The sequence below is a fragment of the Bartonella sp. W8151 genome, from assembly GCF_016100385.1.
GTDB lineage: Bacteria > Pseudomonadota > Alphaproteobacteria > Rhizobiales > Rhizobiaceae > Bartonella > Bartonella apis.
The window spans coordinates 78,753-103,554 of record NZ_JACFSO010000001.1; the positions used below are offsets into that span (position 1 = coordinate 78,753).

At 46.8% G+C, this 24,802-nt stretch carries 21 protein-coding genes and 1 pseudogene; 5 read left to right on the plus strand and 17 right to left on the minus strand.

The features are described 5' to 3' along the window. Positions 1 to 534: 534 nt before the first annotated feature. The 5 genes from H3V14_RS00405 to tkt all read right to left on the minus strand — a co-directional run bounded on the left by H3V14_RS00405 (position 535) and on the right by tkt (position 7,473). Positions 535 to 1,659: a porin gene (locus H3V14_RS00405; RefSeq protein ID WP_198226036.1), complete on the minus strand. Its 1,125-nt coding sequence runs from the start codon at positions 1,657 to 1,659 to the stop codon at positions 535 to 537. Positions 1,660 to 1,951: 292 nt separating this feature from the next. Next, positions 1,952 to 2,980, minus strand: a complete 1,029-nt coding sequence (locus tag H3V14_RS00410; protein WP_075869327.1) for a class I fructose-bisphosphate aldolase — start codon at positions 2,978 to 2,980, stop codon at positions 1,952 to 1,954. 132 nt (positions 2,981 to 3,112) lie between these two features. After that, positions 3,113 to 4,303, minus strand: coding sequence for a phosphoglycerate kinase (pgk, locus tag H3V14_RS00415; RefSeq protein ID WP_075869328.1), 1,191 nt, complete (start codon positions 4,301 to 4,303; stop codon positions 3,113 to 3,115). Between the two features lie 149 nt (positions 4,304 to 4,452). Then, positions 4,453 to 5,460, minus strand: coding sequence for a type I glyceraldehyde-3-phosphate dehydrogenase (gene gap / locus H3V14_RS00420; protein WP_198226037.1), 1,008 nt, complete (start codon positions 5,458 to 5,460; stop codon positions 4,453 to 4,455). 33 nt (positions 5,461 to 5,493) lie between these two features. Further along, the gene (tkt, locus tag H3V14_RS00425; protein WP_198226038.1) at positions 5,494 to 7,473 is read right to left on the minus strand and encodes a transketolase; all 1,980 of its coding nucleotides are present in this window, start codon (positions 7,471 to 7,473) and stop codon (positions 5,494 to 5,496) included. 223 nt (positions 7,474 to 7,696) lie between these two features. Here tkt and H3V14_RS00430 point away from each other — a divergent pair, with 223 nt between their 5' ends. Both H3V14_RS00430 and H3V14_RS00435 read left to right on the plus strand, forming a co-directional pair. Further along, complete coding sequence (locus H3V14_RS00430; RefSeq protein WP_075869331.1) at positions 7,697 to 7,972, plus strand: DUF4164 domain-containing protein; 276 nt, start codon at positions 7,697 to 7,699, stop codon at positions 7,970 to 7,972. Between the two features lie 12 nt (positions 7,973 to 7,984). Further along, entirely contained in the window at positions 7,985 to 8,347 is a 363-nt protein-coding gene (locus tag H3V14_RS00435; protein ID WP_075869332.1) for a cell division protein ZapA, read from the plus strand. Positions 8,348 to 8,881: 534 nt separating this feature from the next. On the opposite strand, the gene pyk is transcribed toward H3V14_RS00435, so the two are convergent. Both pyk and H3V14_RS00445 read right to left on the minus strand, forming a co-directional pair. Then, entirely contained in the window at positions 8,882 to 10,318 is a 1,437-nt protein-coding gene (pyk, locus tag H3V14_RS00440) for a pyruvate kinase (RefSeq protein WP_075869334.1), read from the minus strand. Then, on the minus strand, positions 10,315 to 10,782 hold the full coding sequence (locus tag H3V14_RS00445) for a DUF1036 domain-containing protein (protein ID WP_198226039.1): 468 nt from the start codon (positions 10,780 to 10,782) through the stop codon (positions 10,315 to 10,317). The genes pyk and H3V14_RS00445 overlap by 4 nt, the downstream gene beginning before the upstream one ends. Positions 10,783 to 10,915: 133 nt before the next feature. On the opposite strand from H3V14_RS00445, the gene H3V14_RS00450 reads away from it, so the two are divergent. Beyond that, on the plus strand, positions 10,916 to 11,710 hold the full coding sequence (locus H3V14_RS00450; protein WP_198226040.1) for an N-formylglutamate amidohydrolase: 795 nt from the start codon (positions 10,916 to 10,918) through the stop codon (positions 11,708 to 11,710). A 162-nt stretch (positions 11,711 to 11,872) separates the two neighbouring features. Continuing rightward, positions 11,873 to 12,130 (plus strand): DUF2312 domain-containing protein, encoded by a 258-nt coding sequence (locus tag H3V14_RS00455; protein ID WP_075869337.1) that lies wholly within the window; start codon positions 11,873 to 11,875, stop codon positions 12,128 to 12,130. 177 nt (positions 12,131 to 12,307) lie between these two features. Here H3V14_RS00455 and H3V14_RS10955 read toward each other — a convergent pair whose 3' ends face one another. The 4 genes and pseudogenes from H3V14_RS10955 to H3V14_RS00470 all read right to left on the minus strand — a co-directional run bounded on the left by H3V14_RS10955 (position 12,308) and on the right by H3V14_RS00470 (position 15,316). Further along, a complete protein-coding gene (locus H3V14_RS10955) occupies positions 12,308 to 12,649 on the minus strand; it encodes a hypothetical protein (protein ID WP_371809435.1) in 342 nt (113 codons plus the stop codon). After that, a pseudogene (locus H3V14_RS00460) lies at positions 12,628 to 14,113 on the minus strand (ABC-F family ATP-binding cassette domain-containing protein); the annotation flags it as partial. The gene H3V14_RS10955 and the pseudogene H3V14_RS00460, both read right to left, overlap by 22 nt. A 113-nt stretch (positions 14,114 to 14,226) precedes the next feature. Further along, complete coding sequence (locus tag H3V14_RS00465) at positions 14,227 to 14,520, minus strand: glycine zipper 2TM domain-containing protein (RefSeq protein ID WP_075869339.1); 294 nt, start codon at positions 14,518 to 14,520, stop codon at positions 14,227 to 14,229. 160 nt (positions 14,521 to 14,680) lie between these two features. After that, the gene (locus H3V14_RS00470) at positions 14,681 to 15,316 is read right to left on the minus strand and encodes a thiamine diphosphokinase (RefSeq protein WP_198226042.1); all 636 of its coding nucleotides are present in this window, start codon (positions 15,314 to 15,316) and stop codon (positions 14,681 to 14,683) included. Between the two features lie 233 nt (positions 15,317 to 15,549). Here H3V14_RS00470 and H3V14_RS00475 point away from each other — a divergent pair, with 233 nt between their 5' ends. Beyond that, entirely contained in the window at positions 15,550 to 17,061 is a 1,512-nt protein-coding gene (locus tag H3V14_RS00475; RefSeq protein WP_198226043.1) for a M48 family metalloprotease, read from the plus strand. A 28-nt stretch (positions 17,062 to 17,089) separates the two neighbouring features. Here the strand turns inward: H3V14_RS00475 and H3V14_RS00480 are convergent, their stop codons facing one another. The 6 genes from H3V14_RS00480 to H3V14_RS00505 all read right to left on the minus strand — a co-directional run bounded on the left by H3V14_RS00480 (position 17,090) and on the right by H3V14_RS00505 (position 24,094). Beyond that, complete coding sequence (locus H3V14_RS00480; RefSeq protein WP_198226044.1) at positions 17,090 to 18,040, minus strand: cation diffusion facilitator family transporter; 951 nt, start codon at positions 18,038 to 18,040, stop codon at positions 17,090 to 17,092. A gap of 123 nt (positions 18,041 to 18,163) precedes the next feature. Beyond that, entirely contained in the window at positions 18,164 to 19,075 is a 912-nt protein-coding gene (locus H3V14_RS00485; protein ID WP_198226045.1) for an RNA polymerase factor sigma-32, read from the minus strand. Between the two features lie 259 nt (positions 19,076 to 19,334). Then, positions 19,335 to 19,940, minus strand: a complete 606-nt coding sequence (locus H3V14_RS00490; protein WP_198226046.1) for a CarD family transcriptional regulator — start codon at positions 19,938 to 19,940, stop codon at positions 19,335 to 19,337. Positions 19,941 to 20,306: 366 nt separating this feature from the next. Next, positions 20,307 to 20,645 (minus strand): ferredoxin FdxA, encoded by a 339-nt coding sequence (gene fdxA, locus H3V14_RS00495; protein WP_075869344.1) that lies wholly within the window; start codon positions 20,643 to 20,645, stop codon positions 20,307 to 20,309. Positions 20,646 to 20,780: 135 nt separating this feature from the next. After that, positions 20,781 to 21,155, minus strand: coding sequence for an RNA-binding S4 domain-containing protein (locus tag H3V14_RS00500; RefSeq protein WP_198226047.1), 375 nt, complete (start codon positions 21,153 to 21,155; stop codon positions 20,781 to 20,783). After that, positions 21,152 to 24,094 (minus strand): DEAD/DEAH box helicase, encoded by a 2,943-nt coding sequence (locus H3V14_RS00505; protein ID WP_198214483.1) that lies wholly within the window; start codon positions 24,092 to 24,094, stop codon positions 21,152 to 21,154. Before H3V14_RS00505 ends, H3V14_RS00500 begins: the two co-directional genes overlap by 4 nt. Positions 24,095 to 24,802: the final 708 nt, after the last annotated feature.

Below are 24,802 nucleotides of genomic sequence, written 5' to 3' on the forward strand. Positions count from 1 at the left end.
CGGAACATTCAATAAACCAGCTTATCAGCTGGCAATTTTATTGCTCGCTCGATTCAAATATCGGGATAGGCAAATATTCCAAAGATATTTTCGTTCCAATCGCTTTTGAACGAATGCCGTTATTTTGAAAATTCTTGATGAGCGAGTTTAAAAACAAATGACAGCTCTTTTGTTGTGAAAACCATTATTCCCGATGAGCTTATCGGTTTAAAATATAATGTTGATCGTCAATAGTATTTGCATTGATCTTATTGATATTGGGTCGTCAGTTATAACAAACACGCATAACCACATATGTTAACTTCAGTTATTGCTGCTAAAAGTTGTCAAACTCTACTTTCTCCTCTAGCTCTTTTTATGAAAATAACAATCAGGATAAAACAAAATAACGAAACAGAATGCCAAGGTTGAAATACCGACTGCATTGGTCTTCGCCCGTCATACCTGTCGCCTGATAACCGGGCATCAAGCAAAATCATTCATCTTGAATAAAAAAGCCCCTTTCGGGGCTTTTTATCAAAACGTTTCGAATAATCAGAAATCACGCTGGATCCGGATAGCTCCACCAATAGCATCCTGATCATGCAAATCGGAATGGACATCGTTCCATTTACGATAGTTGACTTCCGGCATAACCGTAAGACCGGGAAGCATTTCGTAAGCAACATTGGCAGCCGTGTAGGTGTTGCCTACGCCTTCATAAGTCAACTGCAAGTTACCTGTTGTTTTCGGCGTGAATTTATAAGACGCGCCGAGCCAACCAACCCATTTGCCACCCCATGTACCATAGAAACTGTCAACCGCACGAATACCACGATGACCATCACGGATGATCGAATCCTTATCTTCGATATCGTCATAGTAGGTGTCTTTGAGGTCCTTATATGCACCCATCACCCATAGATTAAATGCATCGGTAATCTTCAGATTGACTTTGGCCTTGCCAATCCAGGCTTCATTGACAGCATCATAGGCACCGGCACCTGTGATTGATCCCCAACCTTGTTCGAACTTCAAACCGGCAATAACGTCCGGCGTATAATCCTTTATCGTTCCATTAAAGTCGGTATCTTCATCGCCGCCCTGTTCAATCGAAACCAATGCAGTCAAACCGTTGGCAAATGAATGTTGATACTGGATCATATTGGTACGATAGGCACCGCCCAGAACAACATCATCATTGATGAAGTCACCATAATAATCGAAGAACGTATTCAATGCCGATTCATCAACACCGATATGCAAACCACCGAGTTCAATATAACCGAAACGCAATTCGGAAGAGGATGCATCCGACCCATCATCAAAATCCGAACGCAATTCGATATGGGTTTTCAAGGTTCCAAGCTCGGTTTCGGATGCTGTTGCAACCAGCAAATGGGCACGCACTTCATCGCGCCATGTTTTCATATCGCGATCTTTGCGCGAGCGGGCATAGACATCATCTCCGCCTTTTGCCTGCGCATAGACAAAACCACCAAGTTTCAAACATGTATCTGTTCCGGGGATATAGAAATACCCCTCCCCGTAGGCATCACAAACACGCACATATTCAACCGGTTCTGCTTCAGGCAGGGTGACATCTGCTGCCTTTGCCACTGTTGTTTCAATTCCGATAGTTGCTGATGTTACCAATAACACTTGAAAAATTTTTTTCATAACTGCCCCGAAAATTTGCTTATCGACTGCGATCCATCGTGAATCCACTGATTGATATGGACATTTCTGTTCCCTCGCCCGTCATGTCCATGCAAATTGCAACGGGCAAATCTATAACGTTGTGCATCTATACAAACTTGAACAAATTATTCAAGTTTTTAATCGTCATTATAAGCTGTATCGGCTTTTTAAAAAACAATCTGTAACAAATATGATACACTTAATCGGATAAAAGCCCGAAACAGCAACTTCGGGCTTTTATAGAACGTTCTAAAATAAGGTTTTAAGAAAATCAGGCAGCCTTTTCGTCTTTTGGTGTCCATTTCCCGAGTGCTGCCAAATAATTCATCTTTGCACGATGGGCAAAAGCACGTTGACCGGCTGCAACATTCTGCTTTTTGCCGCCCCAAGCCTCGATAGCTGCAGCCTGAAGAGCGCGCCCGTAAGAAAATGTAACTTTCCAAGGAAGATTGCCAATTGCGTTGATTGCCGAAAGATGGGCTGTTGCTTCTTCATCCGACTGGCCTCCGGAAAGGAATGCAATTCCGGGAACCGAAGCGGGAACTGTCGTTTTCAGAACACGAACGGTTTTTTCCGCCACTTCTTCAACCGAAGCTTTACGGGCTTTTTTGCCGTCAATCACCATATTGGGTTTCAAAATCATGCCTTCCATCTTGACGCGGGCGGCAAACAGCTCATCAAAAACTGTCCTCAAGACATGTTCTGTCACTTCATAACAGCGATCGATAGAATGGTCGCCGGGCTTGCCATCCATAAGGATTTCCGGTTCGACGATCGGCACAATCTGTGCTTCCTGACAAAGTGCGGCATAGCGAGCCAAAGCCTGGGCGTTCTGACGAACTGCACCCCAGCTCGGCAATTTGCTCTTATCAATAGAGATGACACCGCGCCATTTTGCAAAACGGGCACCCAATTCATAATATTCTTTCAAACGCCCGCGTAAGCCATCAAGCCCTTCTGTAATTGTCTCGTCGGGGAAGCCTGCAAGCGGCTTTGCTCCTTCATCGACTTTGATGCCGGGAATTGAACCGGCAGCTTTGATGATATCGGTCAACATGCGGCCATCAGAGGCCTTCTGGCGGATTGTCTCGTCAAAAAGAATGACGCCGGAAATATATTTCTCCATGGCTTCTTTGGTCGTAAACAGCATTTCGCGATAATCGCGACGGTTTTCTTCGGTCGATTCCAGTTTGATCGTGTCAAAGCGTTTTTTAATAGTACTGGTGCTTTCATCAGCAGCAAGCAGACCTTTTCCTCCTGCCGTCATAGCAATTGCAATATCCTCAATACGTTCACTCATTGGGGTGGCTCCTCTTTTTTAATAGCCAGACAATAATAACATTACATGCAAAGTGAAACGGTGACCCCCGTTTCGAATATTCTGGTGTGCAGGCGGAAAATTCCTCATGAAAAGAACCCCCGCTCTCTCGACCTATTTTTCCAGTGCGACAATTCCGGGCAATGGCTTGCCTTCCATCCATTCGAGGAAGGCACCACCTGCCGTCGAAATATAGGTAAAATCGGAAGCAACACCGGCGTGATGAAGAGCTGAAACAGTATCACCACCACCGGCAATAGAAATGAGCTTCTTTTGTTTTGTGCGTGCAGCAACACGCTTGGCAACAGCAACGGTACCGGCATCAAAAGGATGCAGTTCGAAAGCTCCGAGCGGTCCATTCCAGACCAGTGTTGCAGCATCGTCAATGGCTGCATTGATGCGTTCGATAGACTTTTCGCCAATATCAAGAATCATTCCATCGGCGGGAATTGAATCAACACCATAAGAGTGGTTGGGAGAATTTGCTTCAAAACTTTCGGCAACAATGGCATCAACCGGCAAAATGATTGAACAGTTTTCGGTTTTTGCTTTGGTTAGAATAGAACGGGCAGTTTCACCAAGTTCATGTTCACAAAGCGATTTGCCTACCCCTGTTCCTTTGGCTGCGAGAAATGTATTGGCCATACCGCCACCGATAATCAGTGCATCTACTTTTTCGATCAGATTGTTCAGAAGATCGATTTTCGTCGAAACTTTGGCGCCACCAACAATGGCGACAACCGGATGAGCCGGATGACCAAGGCCTTTTTCCAGTGCCTCGAGTTCCATTTGCATTGAACGACCGGCATAGGCTGGCAAAACATGCGCAAGCCCCTCGGTCGACGCATGGGCACGGTGGGCAGCCGAAAATGCATCATTAACGTAAATATCGCCATTTTCAGCCAATGCTTTGACAAATGCCGGATCGTTCTTTTCTTCGCCTTCATGAAAGCGCGTATTTTCCAAAAGAACAATATCGCCATCTTTCAGGGCATCAACAGCAGCCTTGGCCTTTTCGCCGATACAATCTTCAGCAAAAGCAACCGGTTTGCCCAATACCTTTTCCACAGTCGGAACGATCTGCTTCAACGAAAATTCGGCAACAATCTTGCCCTTCGGGCGCCCGAAATGGGCAAGCAAAATAACTTTAGCACCTTTTCTACTCAATTCAGTGATGGTTGGTCTTACCCGTTCGATACGGGTGGTATCGGTTACTTTTCCGTCCGCGACCGGCACATTGAGATCGACCCGCAAGAGAACGCGTTTCGATTTTACATCAACATCATCAAGGGTGCGAAAAGCCATATTTTTCTCCAGATTTTTCCAAGAAACGACCGTTCTTCTTCACAAACAGTCCGCTCATTTACTTTTCATAGCAAGGCTAAAAACAAGTGCTCGGCAAAGCCTCGCATTTCAAACGAATTCGGGGGCTTCACGCCCCCGAATTGCTTTCATCAGATGGTCTTTGCAAATGCGACAGCTACATCCGCCATACGGTTAGAGAAGCCCCATTCGTTGTCATACCATGAAAGAATGCGAACGAAGGTTCCATCCATAACCCTTGTTTGCTCGGTATGGAAAATCGAAGAGTGTGGATCATGGTTGAAATCATGGCTGACAAGCTTTTCATCGGTATAGCCGAGGATGCCCTTCATGGGACCATTTGCAGCAACACGGATTTCTTCATTGATTTCTTCCGGCGTAACCGGACGCTTTGCAATAAAGGTAAAGTCGACAACCGAAACATTCGGGGTGGGAACGCGGATAGCAACGCCATCAAGCTTGCCGGCAAGTTCCGGCAGGACCAGACCGACAGCCTTGGCAGCACCGGTCGATGTCGGAATCATCGACAAAGCTGCAGCGCGTGCGCGGTAGAGGTCTTTGTGCAATTTATCCAGTGTCGGTTGATCGCCGGTATAAGAGTGAATAGTTGTCATGAAGCCCTTTTCAATGCCAACAGTTTTGTTGAGGACATGGGCAACCGGAGCAAGGCAATTGGTGGTGCAGGATCCGTTCGAAATGACCTTGTGCTCTTTGGTCAACTTGTCATGGTTGACGCCATAGACAACCGTCAGGTCAGCACCTTTTGACGGTGCGGAAACGATAACACGCTTGGCACCTGCATCAAGATGGGCAGCAGCTTTTTCGCGGGATGTAAAAATGCCGGTGCATTCCATCGCAATATCAATGCCAAGTTCTTTCCATGGCAATTGTTCAGGATCACGAGCAGCCGTAACTTTGATCGGCCCGCGGCCGGCATCAATGGTATCACCCGATACCTTTACTTCATGAGGGAAACGTCCATGGACTGAATCATAGCGCAACAGATGGGCATTTGTTTCAACAGGCCCCAAATCGTTAACTGCAACGATGTCAATATCTTTGCGACCGCTTTCAATGATTGCGCGCACAACATTACGCCCAATACGTCCAAATCCGTTGATTGCTACACGTACTGCCATATTATCTCTCCCTTTAATTGAGATATTTGAATATTAAAGCTTTGCTTCCGCCGCTGCAACGACGGCTTCGGCTGTAATCCCGAAATGTTGGTAAAGTGCGCCGATAGGACCACTCGCACCAAAACCATGCATACCTATAAATAGGCCATCTGATCCGATAAAACGATCCCATCCTTGACGAATAGCTGCTTCAATAGCAATTTTTACCGGCGCAGTTCCTATCAATGCCGTTCTATAGGACTCTACTTGGCGCTCGAACAGTTCAAAACAAGGGACCGATACAACTCTTGTCGGAATGCCTTTATTTTCAAGCGTTTCACGAGCTTTTACAGCAATTTCAACTTCCGAACCCGAAGCAAAGATCGTGACTTTCGCTTCGTCACTGGCTGTCATCAACTCATAAGCACCCAATGCACAAAGATTATCTTCTTCATAATTTTTACGCAAGGTCGGTAACCCTTGGCGGGTCAGAGCCAAAGTCGATGGTGTTGTTTTGGATTTTAGCGCCAACTGCCAGCATTCGGCTGTTTCAACGACATCGGCGGGACGAAAAACAAGATGATTGGGAATTGCCCTTAAACTTGCCAGATGTTCCACCGGCTGGTGGGTCGGACCGTCTTCACCCAATCCGATTGAGTCATGTGTCATGACATAGATGACACGGATGCCCATCAATGAGGAAAGCCGCATTGCCGGACGGGCGTAGTCGGAAAAGCACAAGAACGTTCCCGAATAAGGAATAATGCCGCCATAAAGCGACAAACCGTTCATAATGGCGCCCATGGCATGTTCGCGAATTCCGTAATGGATATAGCGGCCGGAAAAGTCATCCGGCGTAATATCATTGGTCTGGCTGGTTCTGGTGTTATTCGAACCTGTCAAATCGGCGGAACCGCCAATTGTTTCATTGACAGCACCATTGATCACTTCAAGTGCCATTTGGGAGGCGACACGCGTTGCCACTTTCGGTTGATCGGCAGCAAGCTTCTTTTTGTAATCGTTGATAACACTATCAAAATTTCCCGGCAGGTCGCCACGCATCAAACGCTCGAATTCGGCACGTTTCTGCGGATCAAGGGCTTCGAATTTTTTATCCCATTCCTGACGTTTTTTTGCAGCATTAAGGCCGGCAAGACGCCAGTTATCAAGAATTTCGGCAGGAACAACAAAAGGCTCGCTTTCCCACCCGAGCGCTTTACGTGTCTCGGCAACTTCCTCCTTGCCAAGAGGTGAACCGTGAGCCTTGTTGGTACCGGCTTTATGAGGTGAACCGAAGCCGATCGTAGTCCGGCAGGAAATAAGCGTCGGTTTATCAGAAGTTTTTGCTTTTTCGATTGCCTTGGCAATTGCGTCCTGATCGTGACCGTCCACTTTGATTGTGTTCCACTGACACGCTTCAAAGCGTGCGCATTGGTCGGTATTGTCGGATATCGTAATCGCACCGTCTATCGAGATATGGTTATTATCCCAGAAGACAATAAGTTTGTTGAGTTTCATATGGCCGGCAAAAGCGATTGCTTCCTGAGAGATACCTTCCATCAGACAACCGTCGCCGACAAGTGCATAAGTATAATGGTCGACCAGATCGCCCCAACGCGCATTCATGATCCGTTCGCCAAGTGCCATTCCGACGGCATTGGCTATGCCCTGTCCCAGCGGACCCGTTGTTGTTTCTACACCATTGATATGCCGGTATTCCGGATGACCGGCTGTTTTCGCACCGAGCTGACGAAAGTTCTTTATCTCGTCGATTGTGACATCCTCATATCCGGAAAGATACATGGCCGAATAAAGCAGCATGGAACCATGGCCTGCCGAAAGAACAAACCGGTCCCGATTGGGCCAATTCGGCTTCTTCGGATCATGGGCGAGAAATTTGGTATAAAGAACTGTTGCAATGTCGGCAGCACCCATCGGAAGACCGGGATGACCGGAATTTGCTTTCTCGATTGCATCAATGGAAAGAAAACGGATAGCATTGGCCATCTGGTTTTGCTTGTCGGTATTTTTCATGAGAATTGGCTACTCTTTGATCGGTAAAAAATTCGGTCTAATGCTTCTTTTGACAAATATCACTTAAACTGTGCGAGTCAATAAAATCCCACTGTCACCAGCTTTGATGCGGTGGATTTCTTGCCACAAGGCCGGAAGACATTTAAGAATGACAAATACAGGATAAAATTTGCCGGAATGATTCGTTTTTGAATTTATCTTTTATAAAAGGATCTGGAACTCGATGCCACAAGATACATCAATTCTCGATCAAGCGATCAATCGTCTGGAAAACGCTCTTAAAACGCTTGAAAATGCTGTTGTCAATGACAATAAAGATTCATACGACACCAGCGAACTCGAGGAAGAAATCCAGCGCATGAATGCAGATCGCAGCCGTCTGGCACAAGCACTTGATACATCTGAATCGCGCGCTGAACGTCTTGAACAAGCCAATAAGGAAGTATCTCGCCGCCTTATCACTGCAATGGAAACGATACGAACAGTGGTTGACCGGTAAAGGGCAAATAATATGGCAACTGTATCAGTCACGATCGATGGAAAAACCTACCGCATGGCCTGCGATGAAGGCGAAGAAGACCATCTTGCCGGTCTTGCCCATCAGCTTGACCAATACATCAGCCATTTGAAATCGAATTTCGGCGAGATCGGTGATCATCGTCTTTCTGTTATGGCAGGCATCATGGTTATGGACGAGCTTGACGAAGCGCGGCGTCAGCTAAAAAGCCTGAAGCAGGAGAATGAAGCTTTAGAGCAGGAAAATGCACAATTGACAGATGCTTGCGAACGCTATGAAACCGTTGCTGCCAAAGCGATTGATCGTGCAGCCAGTCATATTGATGCGCTTGCCCGCCAACTCGTAAAAAACCAGTAACGGTATCAATTTGGCTAAAAACCGCTTATCCGGAGAAACACGTTTGTCGATTGTTTTTACAATCAGAAGCGTTCAAAATTTGTGAACTTCATAAATCTAGCGGGTTTCAAATCCGTATATAAAAGTAAAACACGTTTTCCTTGAGAGGTCACCGGAATTCAAGGTGTCAATGAAATTTATCTAACTCTCGGGATCAATAAACATGGCTTCTTAATGCGGGCTGCGAGCAGAAATCACTTTATTGGCAAAACAACATGCGGCAATCTGCTATTGTCCCGAATGTTGCGACTTATAGTAACTGTTTTGACATTTATCGAGTGTTTCGGCCCATATATTTGGCCGGTGTTACATGGGGTCAAGAAATACATCAAGGAACCAGCGCTTGACCGCCGGCCTTTCAGACAGGTTCAAAAATATTTGAAACGTTTTTCTTGAATGCAAAGCGGTTCAAGGCATGTTCCGGCGGAACATGATGAATCTGTTCCGCCGTTGAACCATTATTTTTAAAACTGGAATGATCCGGTTCAACGCCTATTATCTGCGCTTGCCGTCTTCCTTTTCCACATAGGCAATGCGCAACATATTGGTTGCACCAGGTGTTCCAAGCGGCACACCGGCCGTTACGATAATTCTGTCTCCGGGAACGCTATAGCCTTCGCGCAGTGCAATGGCTGCGGCTCTTTCGACCATATCGTCAAGATTGTGAGCGTCGTCTGTGACAACACAATGAAGTCCCCAGACAAGGGCAAGGCGCCGTGCTGTTTCGGTAATCGGAGAAAGCGCAATAATTGATGGCATCGGCCGCTCACGAGATGCACGAATACCCGTTGCGCCAGAGGCCGTATAAGCAACAATGGCAGAAAGATTGAGCGTTTCGGCAATCTGCCTTGCTGCAAGTGAAATTGCATCGGCACCGGTTGGTTCGGGATCCGGATGTTGGGCATCAATCATCGGTTCATAATTGGAATCCCGTTCGATCTTGCAAGCAATTTTATCCATCGTGCGCACTGCTTCTTCCGGATAGGCGCCGGCAGCCGATTCAGCCGAAAGCATAATGGCATCAGCCCCTTCATAAACTGCTGTTGCAACATCGGAAACCTCTGCACGGGTAGGAACCGGCGACGAGATCATAGATTCAAGCATCTGGGTTGCGACAACAACCGGCTTTCCTGCACGCCGACACAATTTGATAATATCCATCTGGATACCGGGCACTGTTTCCAACGGCATCTCGACACCAAGATCACCACGTGCCACCATAACAGCGTCGGATAAATCAACAATTTCGTTAATTCTGCGAACCGCTTGTGGCTTTTCAATTTTTGAAAGGATCGCCACTTTACCCTTGGCGATTTTGCGGGCTTCGGCAATATCTTCAGGACGCTGGATAAAGGAAAGCGCAATCCAGTCAATCGGCTGTTCAAGAACGGCGAGCAGGTCTTTGTGATCTTTTTCTGTCATTGCACCGACCCCAAGCAGCGTGTCGGGCAGGCTTACGCCCTTACGATCGGAAATGTGCGTTCCCGCAACAACCTTGCATTCAATAGCGGTATGCGAGCATTTCTGTGCCAGAAGCTCCAATTTGCCATCATCAATGAGCAGCCGTTCTCCCGGCTTGACCGCATCGAAAATTTCCTTATGCGGCAAGTAAACACGCGTATTGTCGCCCGGAACATCTTTATTGTCGAGCGTAAAAGTCTGACCAGCTACAAGATCGACTTTACCATTTGCAAATTCCCCTACACGTAACTTCGGTCCCTGCAAATCGGCAAGAATACCGATCGGCCGCCCCTGCTTTTTTTCGATATTACGAATAATTTTTACGAGATTACGCATCGTGTCATGGTCGGCATGGCTCATATTGATGCGAAAAACGTCGACGCCCGCTAGAAAAAGTTTTTCGATCATTTTTTCGTCAGACGAAGCAGGCCCGAGCGTAGCAACAATCTTTACTTTACGGTTACGTTTCATTTTGTAGGAGCTCCTGTAACAAGCGGCGTATTCAACGCCGGATTATTGGATACCGGTTCCGTAAGCTGCACCATCCAGCTTGTCTGGGTACCTGTATCGATTTCTTGAAAACCGGCTTTTTGAAAGCCGCGTGCAAAACAGTCGTTCACGCCATTAATCGTAAATTCGGAATCTTTCACACACATATTGATAGGCCCATCCCAACGCCCGTGATTTTTGGCATCTTCCGCATGAAGATAATAAAAGCGCGATGCCAGAGCCCCATCAATAATCGTCTTGCAACGCGTGGGACCGACGACCCACCAGCCTTCGGAAACCCAGCCGGTTTTCGCACGATATCCGATAGAGACACCAATAACTTCCTGAGTCGTGTTGCAGACACGAAAATCCGCTTTCGTTGCGTTTTGAAAGGTGAACGCAAACACACCACCGAAGAGAACAATCAGAATCTTTTTCAACAACATTTCTGGCACCTTCGGTTTATTTCGTTGCGACCGTTCATCTTTTGCACTTGAATTGTGTTTTGTTTAGTTTCGTAAATTTTGTCAATGTCAGAGACTTTCAAATCAGCTCATATTATAAAGTGATGATAGAAAAATGAAACAGAAAGAAAATTTCTATTCCTTTGAAGAAATCCCCGGCAATATGGAGACGGGTCTTGCATTAATCTGTGATCACGCAAGCAATTTTCTGCCGGCTGAATACGGTTCACTCGGGCTCGACCCGGCCGAGTTCAAACGCCACATCGCTTATGATATAGGTGCGGAGCTACTTACCCGTGAATTGGCAAGACGCCTTGATGCACCGGCAGTTATCAGCCATTTTTCACGACTTTTGATTGACCCTAACAGGGGTGAAGATGACCCGACACTTATCATGCAATTATCCGACGGCGCGGTGATTGCACAAAATTATCCGATGAGCGAAAATGAAAGACAACGCCGCATTGACAATTATTACAAGCCCTATGACACGGCAATCGGCAAGCTCATTGCCAATGTCGGGCAAGCAAGCGGAAAAAGCCCTTTTGTGGTTTCTGTCCATTCTTTCACACCGGTTTGGCGCGGCAAAGCCCGCCCATGGCATATCGGCCTTTTATGGGATAGCGACAGACGCGTATTCGATCCGCTTTTTGAAGGATTGAACAGGATTGGACATATCAAGGTCGGTGATAATGAACCTTATGATGGTGCGCTGAAAGGCGATACAATGTATCGCCATTGTACAAAAAAAGGCATTGCGCATATTCTGATTGAAGTCAGGCAGGATTTGATCGGGAATGAAAAAGGTGTGACCGAATGGGCTGACTATCTGGAACCCCTGTTTCGTAAAATAAATGCAGCGCCGATGATTCACATGAAACAGGTTTTTCCCTCGCGTGCGGACAAGTAATTTTACTTCATCACACTTAAAGCGCGATATTGACGCTGCAAGACGGATGCGAAAAATTAAAGCCGCCATCTTGACTCCGAGGGCAGGACTCGGACATCAACAGGAAACTGGACGATCGACTAAACGACTCGTTCGAACACGATTTATCTGGAGGCCATTTCCATGAGTGAAGTGACAGACGAAAAACAAGCAGTGGCTGTTGGCCAGTTGCGTTCTTTCATCGAGCGTATTGAACGCCTTGAAGAAGAAAAGAAAACAATTTCCGACGACATCAAAGAGGTTTATGCCGAGCTTAAAGGAAGTGGCTTCGACAGCAAGGCCGTACGCACGATTATCCGTTTGCGTAAAAAGGAAGACCATGAGCGTCAGGAAGAAGAGGCCATGATCCAGCTCTATAAAGATGCGCTTGGCATGAGCTGATTTCTAAATTTCCAAAAACTCGAAAGCCTTCCATTTCCGGAAGGCTTTTTGTTATCTATTGCTGATTACCGGTATTATATGGCACTTAAAACCACTATCTGTATTTTACGGTTCAACCCATTTATCAATGCCAAATAATTCGCGTTGAAGCTCACCCTATAGCTTTAAAAAATAAAGCTATTTTTCGAGTTCTTCTTTCAGCATTTCAAGCTCCAGCCACTCGTTTTCCTTTGTTTCAAGGTCTTTGCGTTTTTGTTCGAGAAGGCGCGAAAGTTCATCGAACCTTTTGGCATCCTTGGAATAAAGATCAGGATCGGAAAATTCGTGTTCCATCTTTGCAATCTCCTGATGCAGCGCATCAATTTCCGATGGCAATTTTTCCAAAGCATATTTCTGTTTATAGGATAGCTTCTGTTTTGTTTCCCGTTTGCCCCGTTCAGCTGTGCCTGATGTTTGCGGCGAAGACGATTTCACAAGTTTTTTCTGTTCGATTTCCCGACCTTTTCGTTGTGCAATCATATCGCTATAGCCACCGGCATATTCGAGCCAACGACCATTACCTTCAGGAGCGATAATACTGGTAACCGTACGATCAAGAAAATCACGATCATGGCTGACAAGCAAAACAGTTCCCGGAAAATTGCTTACAAGTTCCTGCAAAAGATCAAGCGTTTCCATATCAAGATCATTTGTAGGCTCGTCGAGTATCAACAGGTTTGCAGGACGCGATAATACGCGCGCCAGCATCAACCGCGCACGTTCACCACCTGACAATTCTTTGATCGGTGTGCGCGCTTGTTCAGGCGAAAACAGAAAATCCTTCATATAAGAAACAACATGACGTTGTTCGCCATTGACGATAACACTGTCGCCTCGCCCATCAGTCAAATAATGGGCAAGCGTTTCACTTTCATCAAGCGAGCGTTTTTGATCAAGCGTGGCGATTTCAAGATTGACGCCAAGTTTCACTGTTCCGCTATCGGGTGTCAAAACCCCGCTCAACATGGATAACAATGTCGTCTTGCCAATGCCATTGGGACCAACCAGTCCCACCCGATCACCACGATGGATACGGGTTGAAAAATGATCGACAAGCACATGTTCGCCATAAGCTTTGCTGATATTTTTGGCTTCGATCACCAGTTTTCCGGATTCCTGTGAATCGCTTAACTCCATGACAGCATTGCCTTGCGGCCCACGATAACTCTTGTATTTCTGCCGCAATTTCTGCAATTCATCAAGACGACGCACATTGCGTTTGCGCCGGGCTGTCACGCCGTAACGCAACCAATGCTCTTCACGCACAATCTGGCGGCCGAGTTTTTGTTGCTCCATTTCTTCTTCTTCAAGAAGTTTGTCACGCCATTCCTCGAAAAAAGCAAATCCTTTACCAAGACGCTTTGTTTCCCCCCGATCAAGCCAGATTGTCGATTGCGAGACGTTTTCCAGAAAACGGCGATCATGCGAAATCAACACGATGCTTGAACGTATTGTTTTGAGTTCACCTTCGAGCCATTCGATTGTCGTGAGATCAAGGTGATTGGTGGGTTCGTCAAGAAGCAGAATGTCGGGAACGGGTGCAATAACGCGCGCCAATGCGGCGCGGCGCGCTTCACCACCGGAAAGCTGGTCGGGCTTTTCTTCTCCCGTCAAACCCAGATGATCAAGCATATAGCTCACACGGTGGACATCATCCAAAGGCCCGAGGCCCGCTTCGACATAGGCACGCACATTTTTAAAACCCTCAAGATCGGGTGTTTGCGGCAAATAACGGATTGTTGCCGAGGGATGCCGGAAAATCTCGCCATCTGTCGGTTCGACAAGTCCGGCTGCAATTTTAAGAAGTGTTGATTTACCCGAACCATTACGACCAACAAGCGCAATACGATCGCCATTCGATACGGATAGTGCGGCGTCGGTGAGCAATGGTGTACCACCAAAGGTGAGTGAAATATGATCAAGACGTAAAAGAGGAGGCGCCATTATGATTCCATGTAGCTATTGATCGGTTTAATAGCAAAATATAACTTTAAAACACATAAAAATAAAAAAGGGCCAGCAGAACCGACCCCTTCATTTTTCAGGTCTTTAAAACCTTATTGGTATTGATTGCAAGGTGCCTGATACATCTGACCATAAGCATCGCGATAATTACAATACTGGACGCCATTGCGTTTTGTTGCAACGCCAACCAGTGTCCCTGCAGCTGCACCGATTGCAGCCCCCCTCAAAGCACCCTTGCCATTCCCCTTGATAGCACCGCCTGCAAGTGCACCCAAGGCTGCACCACCAACGCCATATCCGGCAGTACGCTGTTCATTCGGCGAACAGGCAACGGTCGCCAAACCCAAAGCCGAAACCATGGCAATTACAGAAATTCGTTTAAACATGTCCTCACTCTTTCTCTTATGATTTTCCCGGTACTGTGTCGTAATAATAAGGCGAAACCAAGATAAGGCGGAAACCGACACTCGACCCCATCCTTACTATTACATATGGATATAGAAAATTATTTTCACAAAGCTACCCTTGAATGTCTTCTAAAGCCCGTCAATGAGCATTGAATTGAGCAACGAGAATTGCTCGTCCCGAGGAAAGAGTTAAATGCAATTGACCAACGACTTCATTGGAAAGTGTCAATGAAGAGCCGAAGGGCACGTTTTTGCGACAAAGTGGCCACTTTGCCCCTTCGATTGTCAAGCCGCCAAGGTCATCGAAACCGATGATACTGAAAATTGTGCCTGCAGGAAAATCGAATGAATGGTGGCCCGGAAGAATAGCATATCCTTCCTCGTTACCACTTGTGAGTAGCACATCAATGTCGTTCTGTTTCATCGCCAAAGCGTGTACGAAATGGAAAAATGCATGATCGGACCGTTTTCCCCCCAATGCACCGCATAAAATAATACGGCTTGCCCCTCTTTCCAAAGCGAAGTCGATTGCAAGTTCACCATCGGTTTTATCTTTGGCAACAGGAAAAGACCGCCGCTCAATATTCTGATATTTTACCATCAGCGCCGGATCGGCCGAATCAAAATCCCCGACCCATAATTCGGGTGTTACACCAAGGGGCCCGACATAACGTATCGCACCATCAGCAACAATGACATTGCTTTTTCTTATCTCTGCCAAAAGCCGCGGGGTTACCTGAAGATCACCGTCAAGAAGAATAGTGTAGGTTTTCATGACCACCCCGAATTTGCTTTTTTACGTAAATAGCCCATTTTAATTTTTAATCGGTATCTATTTGATTGTTCTGTGATCATTGATATGTCACAACAACTCGCTTCTGTTCGTTCTATTATAGGGGAAATTTTGAAAAAGCTTGTTATTTTCAAAGTTTTTCAGCCTTATAGTACGGGATTATTTTTTGCCACAATGAGGATCAAACATCGGTCGCGATGAGTAAATGCAAAAAAATGGCCATTTCAGACCTGCATTCAGTGCCACATGTTTCCAAGCGTGTGGTCAAAACGACGGGTTTTACCATTTTTTTAAGCTTTATTTTTTCCGGCTTAACAGCTTGCCAGCTTGTCGATTATAATAAGCCCGATGGAGGCCTTATGCCTTCCGGTGCACCGGTCACTGTCGACAAGGTGAGCAAAGGGGATTCTCTTGCACAATTGGGTGCGTCCCAGCATCCGCGAATTTTACAAACCTATGGCGGCGAATATAGTGATCCGAAGCTTGAACGCATGGTTGCCAAAATTGTCGGAAGGCTCACAGCGGTTTCGGTTAACCCCGCCCAGACCTATAGGATTACGATTTTAAACTCGCCCAATGTAAACGCTTTCGCACTTCCCGGTGGCTACGTTTATGTAACGCGCGGGCTTCTTGCGCTCGCCAATGATTCGTCCGAAGTGGCGGCTGTTCTTGCTCATGAAATGGCACACGTCACAGCCAATCACGGTATTTTGCGTCAACAGAAAGAGGCCGAGGTAGAACTTACAAATCAGGTTGTTAGCGAAGTTCTGGAAGACCATTCGGCCGAGCGGGAAACAGCTATTCGCGGTAAACTGCGTCTTGCCCAATTTTCGCGCAATCAGGAATTGCAGGCGGATGCAATCGGCATAAAAATGTTGGGACAGGCGGGGTATGACCCGTTCGCCTCGCCACGCTTTTTACAATCAATGGAAGCTTATGCGTCCTATCGCAATGTTTCAGGAGCAACCGATGCAACCCTGGACTTTCTGGCCAGCCATCCTTCCACGCCGCAGCGGATCCAGCTCGCAACCGATCAGGCACGTAAAGTGGGAGCTCCGGGTGTAGGAAAGACCGACCGCGATGATTTTCTCAACGGTATTGACGGAATGATTTTTGGTGATACAGCCGACGAAGGTTACATTCGTGGTAACCAGTTCATTCACCCAAAACTCGGGATTACTTTTTCTGTTCCGCAGAATTTCACAATCGATAATTCGTCAAATGCTGTTATTGCAAGCGGCAATAATGACATTGCTGTGCGCTTCGACGGTGTGGCACTTCCCCGCGGACTAACTCCGGTCGACTACATCAAAAGCGGCTGGGTAAGTGGACTTGACCAAACTTCGATTGTGCCTGTCACTATCAACGGCCTTCAAGCTGCACGTGCCCATGCTGCCAATGATCGTTGGCAATTCGATGTTGTGGTTATTTTTGTTAAAGACCGTGTCTTCAGATTTTTAACAGCAGCCCCCAAAAATTCGAACGAACTTGATGCTGTGTCGAATGCAACAACCTCGTCATTTAAAACATTATCGTCGCGCGAGATTTCTTCTCTCAAACCTTTGCGCATTCGCGTTGTCAATGTTCGCTCGGGCGATACTGTCGCATCACTTGCTCTACGGATGCAAGGCACCAACGTAAAAGAAAAACTGTTGCGTATCATCAATGCCTTGCCACCAACCGCAAATTTATCGGCAGGTGACAGAATCAAGATTATCTCGGAATAGCCTGATCGGGATAACGTAATGAGGTCGATTAAAACGCCCAATGCGGACTTGATGTGAAAGAAACAGTGAGCCACCGATCCGGCCCTGCGTGGCCTATTCGGTCACCAATTTCGGTGCGGATTTTATCAAGCTCCTCGACCTCGGCAATTTTGTAATGTTCCGGCAAAATGAGATGAATTTCAATCATTGTGGAGCGGCCGACCCTTGCAAGATAGTTTTGGGAACCGACAAAGCCGTATTTTTCGACAATTTCGTCAACTACACCATTGACATGTTCGTCCAAATCAACGGGCGTTATCATCAGAATATCCCGCATGGCATGCAGAACCGTTTTTACCGGCATTGGCAACATGATTATCGCAATAAAAGCCAAAACAACCGGATCGATATAAGGCAAAACCCATTCATAAATTGTACCTTCAATGAGGGTGGCAAAACTGAAAGCGCATAAGAGAGCCAATCCTATTCCGCCCGATACGATCCAGCTTTTCGCATCAATGGTAATAAAGGCCGATTTTATACGGCGATTGAAATAATGCTCGTAAAACGCCATCCCGAAACACAGGATGACTGCGAAAACCGAAAACCAGATTGCAGCATCAAAATGCGGAAGTTTGCCGCCGTTCAAAATTTTTCCTACAGCCTCGAACAACGCATAGATAACGGCAATCATCAGGGATAACCCGTTGATTGCCAAAAGCATCGGTTCGAGATGCCAGAAACCGTATTGAAAACGCTCGACAAATTTCGGTGCTTTGCGGCTTCGCCGGTTGACGTCGATTTCGATCAGTCGAACAACAAGAAGCGCTGCAATGCTGAAGACACAATCAATCGATGAATACATTCCGTCGAAAATAATAGATGATGCACCTGTCAGAATTCCGGTAATAATACCTGCAACAGCCAGAACGATTGTAGCCAGAATTGAATATGCAAGTACTTTTTGTTCGATATGTGCGTTTCTATCAAACGGTGACAAACAACTTCTCCAGGCCGGTTCTCGTGGCCAATTTTTCGGGGCAAGCCTTTTAGGTATTGGTTTTAGCTACCGGCATGACCGCCCGAAAAAACGAAACGCAATCGTCACATATTCCCTTGGCGATTAAACCTGATAAGCATCGACACTATTAACAGAAAGAAGATAATTTCGCAATTTTTCCATGGCACGTGCTTCGATCTGGCGTACACGTTCCTTGGAAATTCCCATTTTTTCTCCCAATGCTTCAAGAGTAGCCCCGTTATCATTCAAACGACGGCAACGAATAATTTGGAGCTCTCTGTCGTTCAATATTTGAAGCGCATCATGCAACCACTTCGAACGGCGATTTCCGTCGATTTCATCTTCGACAAGCGTGTCTTGAAGAGGATGATCGTCGACCAGCGTATCCATTTTACTGCCCGAACTCTCGTCATCGGCAATCATCGGAGCACTCAAGGAATTATCACTCGTCGAAAAACGGAAATCCATTGTTTCGACATCAGAAACAGAGACACCAAGTTTTTCCGAAATGCTGCGGAATATATCCTGCTTGCTCATATTTCTGTCTTCGCTGGCAAGCTTTGCACGCAACCGTCTCAAATTGAAGAAAAGCGCTTTCTGTGCCGAACTGGTACCACCACGTACGATTGACCAGTTGCGCAAAATATAGTCCTGTATGGAAGCCCTGATCCACCATGTCGCATAGGTAGAAAAACGCACCTCGCGCTCGGGATCAAAGCGTGCTGCCGCTTCTAGGAGTCCGACATAGCCTTCCTGAACAAGATCGCTCAGCGGTAGTTTGAAATGTTTGAATCGCCCCGCGATTGAAATGACCAGCCGCATGTGTGCAACTGCAATCTGATGCATTGCCACACTATCTTTTTTGTCTCTCCAGCGCAGTGCCAGATCGTGTTCGTCATTGCGCTCGAGATAGGGTGCCTTCATTGCTGAACGCATCATATTACGGCCAAGTGTGTTGTCCGTGCCGGCATTGAAATTTGTCGTTAACTGCGTTGACGTCGGTATGCTGGCCATGATCTGCCCCCTCGATGAGAAACTCGTTAATCTTAAAGAGCAACACCTATGTTGCTTTCAGATTGGGAAACGCACATCGCGAAGGTTGGTTCCGCAAAAAAACAACTAAAAGTTTTATTTTTTCAACTTTTGATATATTTTTTAACGACCATCTTTGACCTGATTGATAAATGTATAGTGTCAGAAAACAAAAACCCGCTATAAAAGCGGGCTTTTGAAAAAAGGGATTAACAAATAAAATCCGGTTTGTTTACTTTAATCAAGCAGCAACGTTTTCGCTGTCTTCGCCATCAACATCACTTTCGATTTCGCTATCCCCTTCAGCATCACTTTTAACGCTCCGCTTGGGGCTTTTGGCAAGATTGATCTCGATCGCACGGACAGCCTCGGTTTCCGAAATTTTATTAACAACAGCAATTTCACGTGCCATCCGGTCAAGCGCAGCCTCATAAAGCTGACGTTCCGAATAAGATTGCTCCGGCTGATTTTCAGCGCGGAAAAGATCACGAACGACTTCTGCAATAGAAATCAAATCGCCCGAATTGATTTTTGCATCATATTCCTGAGCCCGACGCGACCACATTGTCCGCTTGATACGAGCCCGACCTTGTAAAACTTTCAAGGCACGTTCGACAAAATCTGTCTCTGACAATTTGCGCATACCAATAGAAATAGCCTTGGCAACCGGCACTTTGACGTGCATCTTGTCTTTTTCGAAATGGATAACAAACAGCTCGAGTTTTACGCCGGCCACTTCCTGTTCTTCAATAGCAACAATCTGGCCAACACCGTGAGCGGGATAAACGATGTATTCTTGAGCCTTGAACCCCTGCCGAGCCGGGGATTTTTTCTTGGGGGATGACATATTCTTAACCAACTCCATTTGTGCTCGGCACTGTTGCCGACAAACACAGGTTGAAAGCTCTGCAAACAGAGAGCCTTATCCGATTTCCGGAAGAAAGGACGTTACTTTTGATTCAAGGTGCAGAAGAGGACTTCACCTATCCGCAAATGCAAAGCAAATGCGATAATAAATCCGCAAACCTCGACATAATTCAATTGGACGCAATAAAGCCGTCCACTATTCGACACGAATTACGTCAGATTAAGACACCTTTCGATGAGAAAAAGAAACGCCAATGACATCCGGTTATCGGTTTAACGGAAAAACCATAACACAAAAAACCAACGAAATCAATCATTGGCCAGTCAAGTTCAACTGTTTATATGGCTAGTCACCGGTTCCCGGCTTGGGAGAAAAGTATTTCTCAAGTTTTCCCGTCACGCCATCCATTTCGGTTGCTTCGGGAAGCTGATCCTTCTTGACCGTTATATTTGGCCATTTGGCCGAATATTCCATGTTAAGTTCAAGCCACTTTTCAAGTCCGGGTTCAGTATCAGGCTTAATTGCTTCAGCCGGACATTCCGGCTCACAGACACCACAATCAATGCATTCATCGGGGTGGATAACAAGCATGTTCTCCCCCTCATAGAAACAGTCAACCGGGCAAACTTCAACGCAGTCAGTGTATTTGCAGCGAATGCAATTGTCGGTCACAACATAGGTCATTGTTCAATCTCCAGTGTTCACGTCAAGCGCATTCCGACAAAAGCCTGTCACACTTTTAAACGGAAATGAAACGATAACAGCAATGAGTTAACGTTTTTGACGGGCGGTTTCAACCCCGCATTTGAACCAATTTGTTCACATTTCCTGTTTTAAAAAATGCATTAATTGCCGTCTGTCGCGTTTTGTCGGTCGAGGTCCCGATGAAATGATGTTCTGCCTGTCTGTTACAACTTCGTACGGAGTCAAATCTTCATAAAGCAATCGGGCTTCAGCTGCCGGCCCCCGACGCACGCCAAATCCAGCTACCTTATAAACAACGACTGACCGTTCCAGCCGGATAGTCAGAACATCTCCGACTTTTATCGGATAGCTCGACTTGTCAATCTTCACACGATTAACTCTGACCTTGCTGCCCTCGACGAGTTTGGCAGCAAGGCTACGCGTTTTGACCGTTCGCGAAAAAAACAGCCACTTGTCCAGACGCTGTCTCGAAACGGTCTCTTCGCTCATTTTTTCAATTGGTCGCGCAAAGCAGCGAGCTTTGCAAAAGGCGAATCAGGATCAATCGGCTTCGGTTGCGACTTCGATTTATGCTGTCTGTAAGACGCATCCGCTTTCGGATTGTTGAAAGACGAATTTTTACGCGGACGCTGCTTGTCTCGCCGTGGTTCGCCCGATTTATCAGTTCGTTCACCTGATTTTTCAAACCGCTGTGCGGAACGCTTCTTCCTGTCACCATTCAACTTTGACTGACGGTAATCGTGACGCCCCTGATAATGCCAAAGCAAAACGGGTTTTTCCTCTTCTTCCGTCGTCTTTTTGGTAAAATGAGGCCCGACCGGTTCTGCATCCGGTGTTTTTACTTCTTCCGTTGCCGCGGCTTCTTCAACCACCGACGTAGTTGCAAAATCACCTACCGGTTCGGCCGGACGTTCGACGACTGCAGCAGGCTTTGCTTCATCCGTTGTTGCATCAAGTTCCTGCAGTTTGGCTGAAATTTCCGCTTTGTCTTTTTTATCAAAACGGTAGCCCAGGCTTTTCAGAATTTCTTCCATATCTTCGGCTGTTGCACCAAGAATCGACATCATCGCCGGAGTAACCAGAAAATGACGCCCGTCATAAGCACCGTCCGGACGCGGCCCGCTACCGGGCTTCCAGTTCACTGCGTTGCGAATAAGGTCTGCCAGACGTTCAAGAATATCAACCCGAACAGCACGGCGACCAAGAATACGATAACCGGCAAGTTGATAAAAGGTCGGGTTGAAAAGTGGATCGACAACAACCGACGTGCGACCGGCTGCCAATACTTGCAGAACATCGCCATAGCCCGGCAAATCCCGCGCATGGTTTTTCAAAGCCCATAGAAGTGTAATGGCTTGTGCCGGTGCCGGTTTTAACATCATCGGCAGAAAAATATGGAAAGCACCAAAACGCGTACCAAGCCTTCTCAAGGCTGCACGTGAAATCTGGTCAAGGCTTTTGACTTCTTCGGCGACATCGCGGCGCGGCAGAACGCCGAGATGCTCAACCAGACGGAACGCAAGTCCTCGTGTCATCCCCACAAGCGCATCGGCATTGATGAGATCAAAAAGCGGCTTCAATGCTGTTTCAAAATGGAAGCTCACAAAACGATCGACCCGCTCGGCAACTTTTTCACGCGCCTGCCCGGTCAACTGTTCATCAGCAAGTAGCACTGCCCGCGGTTTTAAAATGTCGTCGGTTGCAGCAAGACTTGCCAAAGGTTGGCCAATCCAGCGAACCACACCATCCGACCCGATCGCAAAATCGCCATTGGCCGAAGCGGCCAGACGATCTGCCTTTTTTTCGAATTCACCGGCCAATATTTTATCTGCAGCAGCCCTTAGAGCTTTTGCATCGGCACCCTCGCCATTGACATCGGCAATAAAACGAAACCCATCAAGTTTTCCAACATGATGTCCTTCAACAAGAACATCGCCAGTTTGAACTATTTCGGCATCCATCATCACATTCTCTCTAAGCCGCCTCATAAGTACGCTTGTTCTGCGGTCTACAAATCGTTTCGTCAACCTCTCATGTAGCGCATCCGACAATCTATCTTCAATTTCTCGCGTCTTTTCTTGCCAGTGTTGCGGATTGGTAAGCCATCCGGGTCGATGTGACACGAATGTCCAGGTTCTTATCTGGGCAATCCGGTGCGATAAAGTGTCAATATTGCCATCGACTCGATCGGCTTGGGATACCTGCTCGGCCAAATAGTTTTCATTGACGCTGCCACGTTTTACAAGATCACGATAGATATTGGCAATAATTTCTGCGTGTTGTGCCGGTGCAATTTTGCGATAATCGGGAAGTGCACATGCTTCCCAAAGCAATGCGACGCGTTCGGGTCGGTCAGCAAGACGGGCGATATCATAATCATGTGAGAGATTATCCAGAGCTTGTGCATCCACAGCCGGTAAAGCACGGGCAAGCCCTTCTACAGGGGCAGCCGCTTCCAGTGATTTTCTTAAACTGTCAAGCGTTGTAAAATCGAGGTCTTCGCTGCGCCATTGCAAAACTTTTACAGGATCGAAGTGATGTGATTCGATCCGCTCGACAAGATCCTTGTCGAGATCGGCTACCCGACCGGTAACGCCGAAAGTACCGTCACGCATGTGACGACCGGCGCGTCCGGCAATTTGTGCCATTTCTGCTGCTGTCAAATCGCGAAACTGGTAGCCATCGAATTTTCTTGTCTGGGCAAAAGCCACATGGTCGACATCGAGATTGAGCCCCATGCCGATTGCATCGGTCGCGACAAGAAAATCCACGTCGCCCGATTGATAAAGGGCAACTTGCGCATTTCTTGTACGTGGCGAAAGTGCGCCCATAACCACGGCTGCTCCGCCGCGCTGCCGTTTGATGAGCTCGGCAATGGAATAGACATCATCGGCCGAAAAAGCGACTATTGCCGTGCGGCTTGGCAAGCGGGTCAACTTTTTCGATCCGGCATAGAGCAATTGGGAAAACCGCGGACGACTGATGACATTAAGACCGGGCAAAAGTTTTTGCAAAATCCCTTGCATCGTCGAAGCACCCAGCAGCATTGTTTCCTGAGTGCCACGTAAATGCAAAATCCGATCGGTAAAAATATGGCCACGCGCCAGATCACCGGCAAGCTGCACTTCATCTATGGCAACAAAAGATGCTTTGGTTTCACGTGGCAAAGCTTCGACAGTGCAAACAGAATATGGGGCACCAAGAGGGATAATCTTTTCTTCCCCCGTAATGAGAGAAACCCGGTCGGGGCCAATTTTTTCGCTGATACGATTATAAACTTCCCGTGCAAGAAGTCGTAACGGTAGCCCGATCATTCCGCTGTCATGGGCAAGCATACGCTCGATTGCCAAATGGGTTTTGCCAGTATTTGTCGGCCCCAGAACAGCTGTTACATCACGCCCCGAAAGGATGAGAGGGGCTTTAGCCATCGTCTACTCCAAATTATCAAATTTTGCCGGACATAGCCGCCAAAATACGCCTTAACGCCTTATCGAACGACAAGCAAGCTTCGTCATTTACAAAACATTAACCATAATTCTTAACCTTTGGAACAGTACCGGAACGAATCAGCGACGAATCGCTGACATTGTCATGTTCTTGATATGTTCTAACCAGATACTGTGTTCTTACAAGATGAGAAAACAAAATATAGCAATAAGGTCAAGATTAAATCGGAAAAACGGGGCCATTCCGATTAACCATAATCCGGCGACACAACGAAGCTTCAACAGTCATAAGTCTATCAAGCCAAAAAATATCTTATAATCACCAAAGGTTTCCTTTAATGGCACACTATATCCGTTCAAGACCGGTAATATTGGATGAATCGCAAGTTGGCCAGTCGAGCTACCCATAGATTTTTTGGCACGCCGGATTAGAATGTCGCGAGTGTAAAGTGTCTCCGCTCAATTGTCTCCCGCTTAAAGTGTCTCTAACCGCGCTTGTCGCCGGCAAATGGTTTTCGGCAATATATTCCGATATGGGCAATAAGGTTTTGTGACAGGTTTTAAAAACAAGGTGTTTGGGAGATGAGAGCCAACGATAACCGGCGTCGAAGTTTTGAAGATTGGTCAGCTTAAAAAGCTTGAAAACAGAAAAAGCCTATCAAGGAAAATCATTCGGGTCATTGAAGAAAT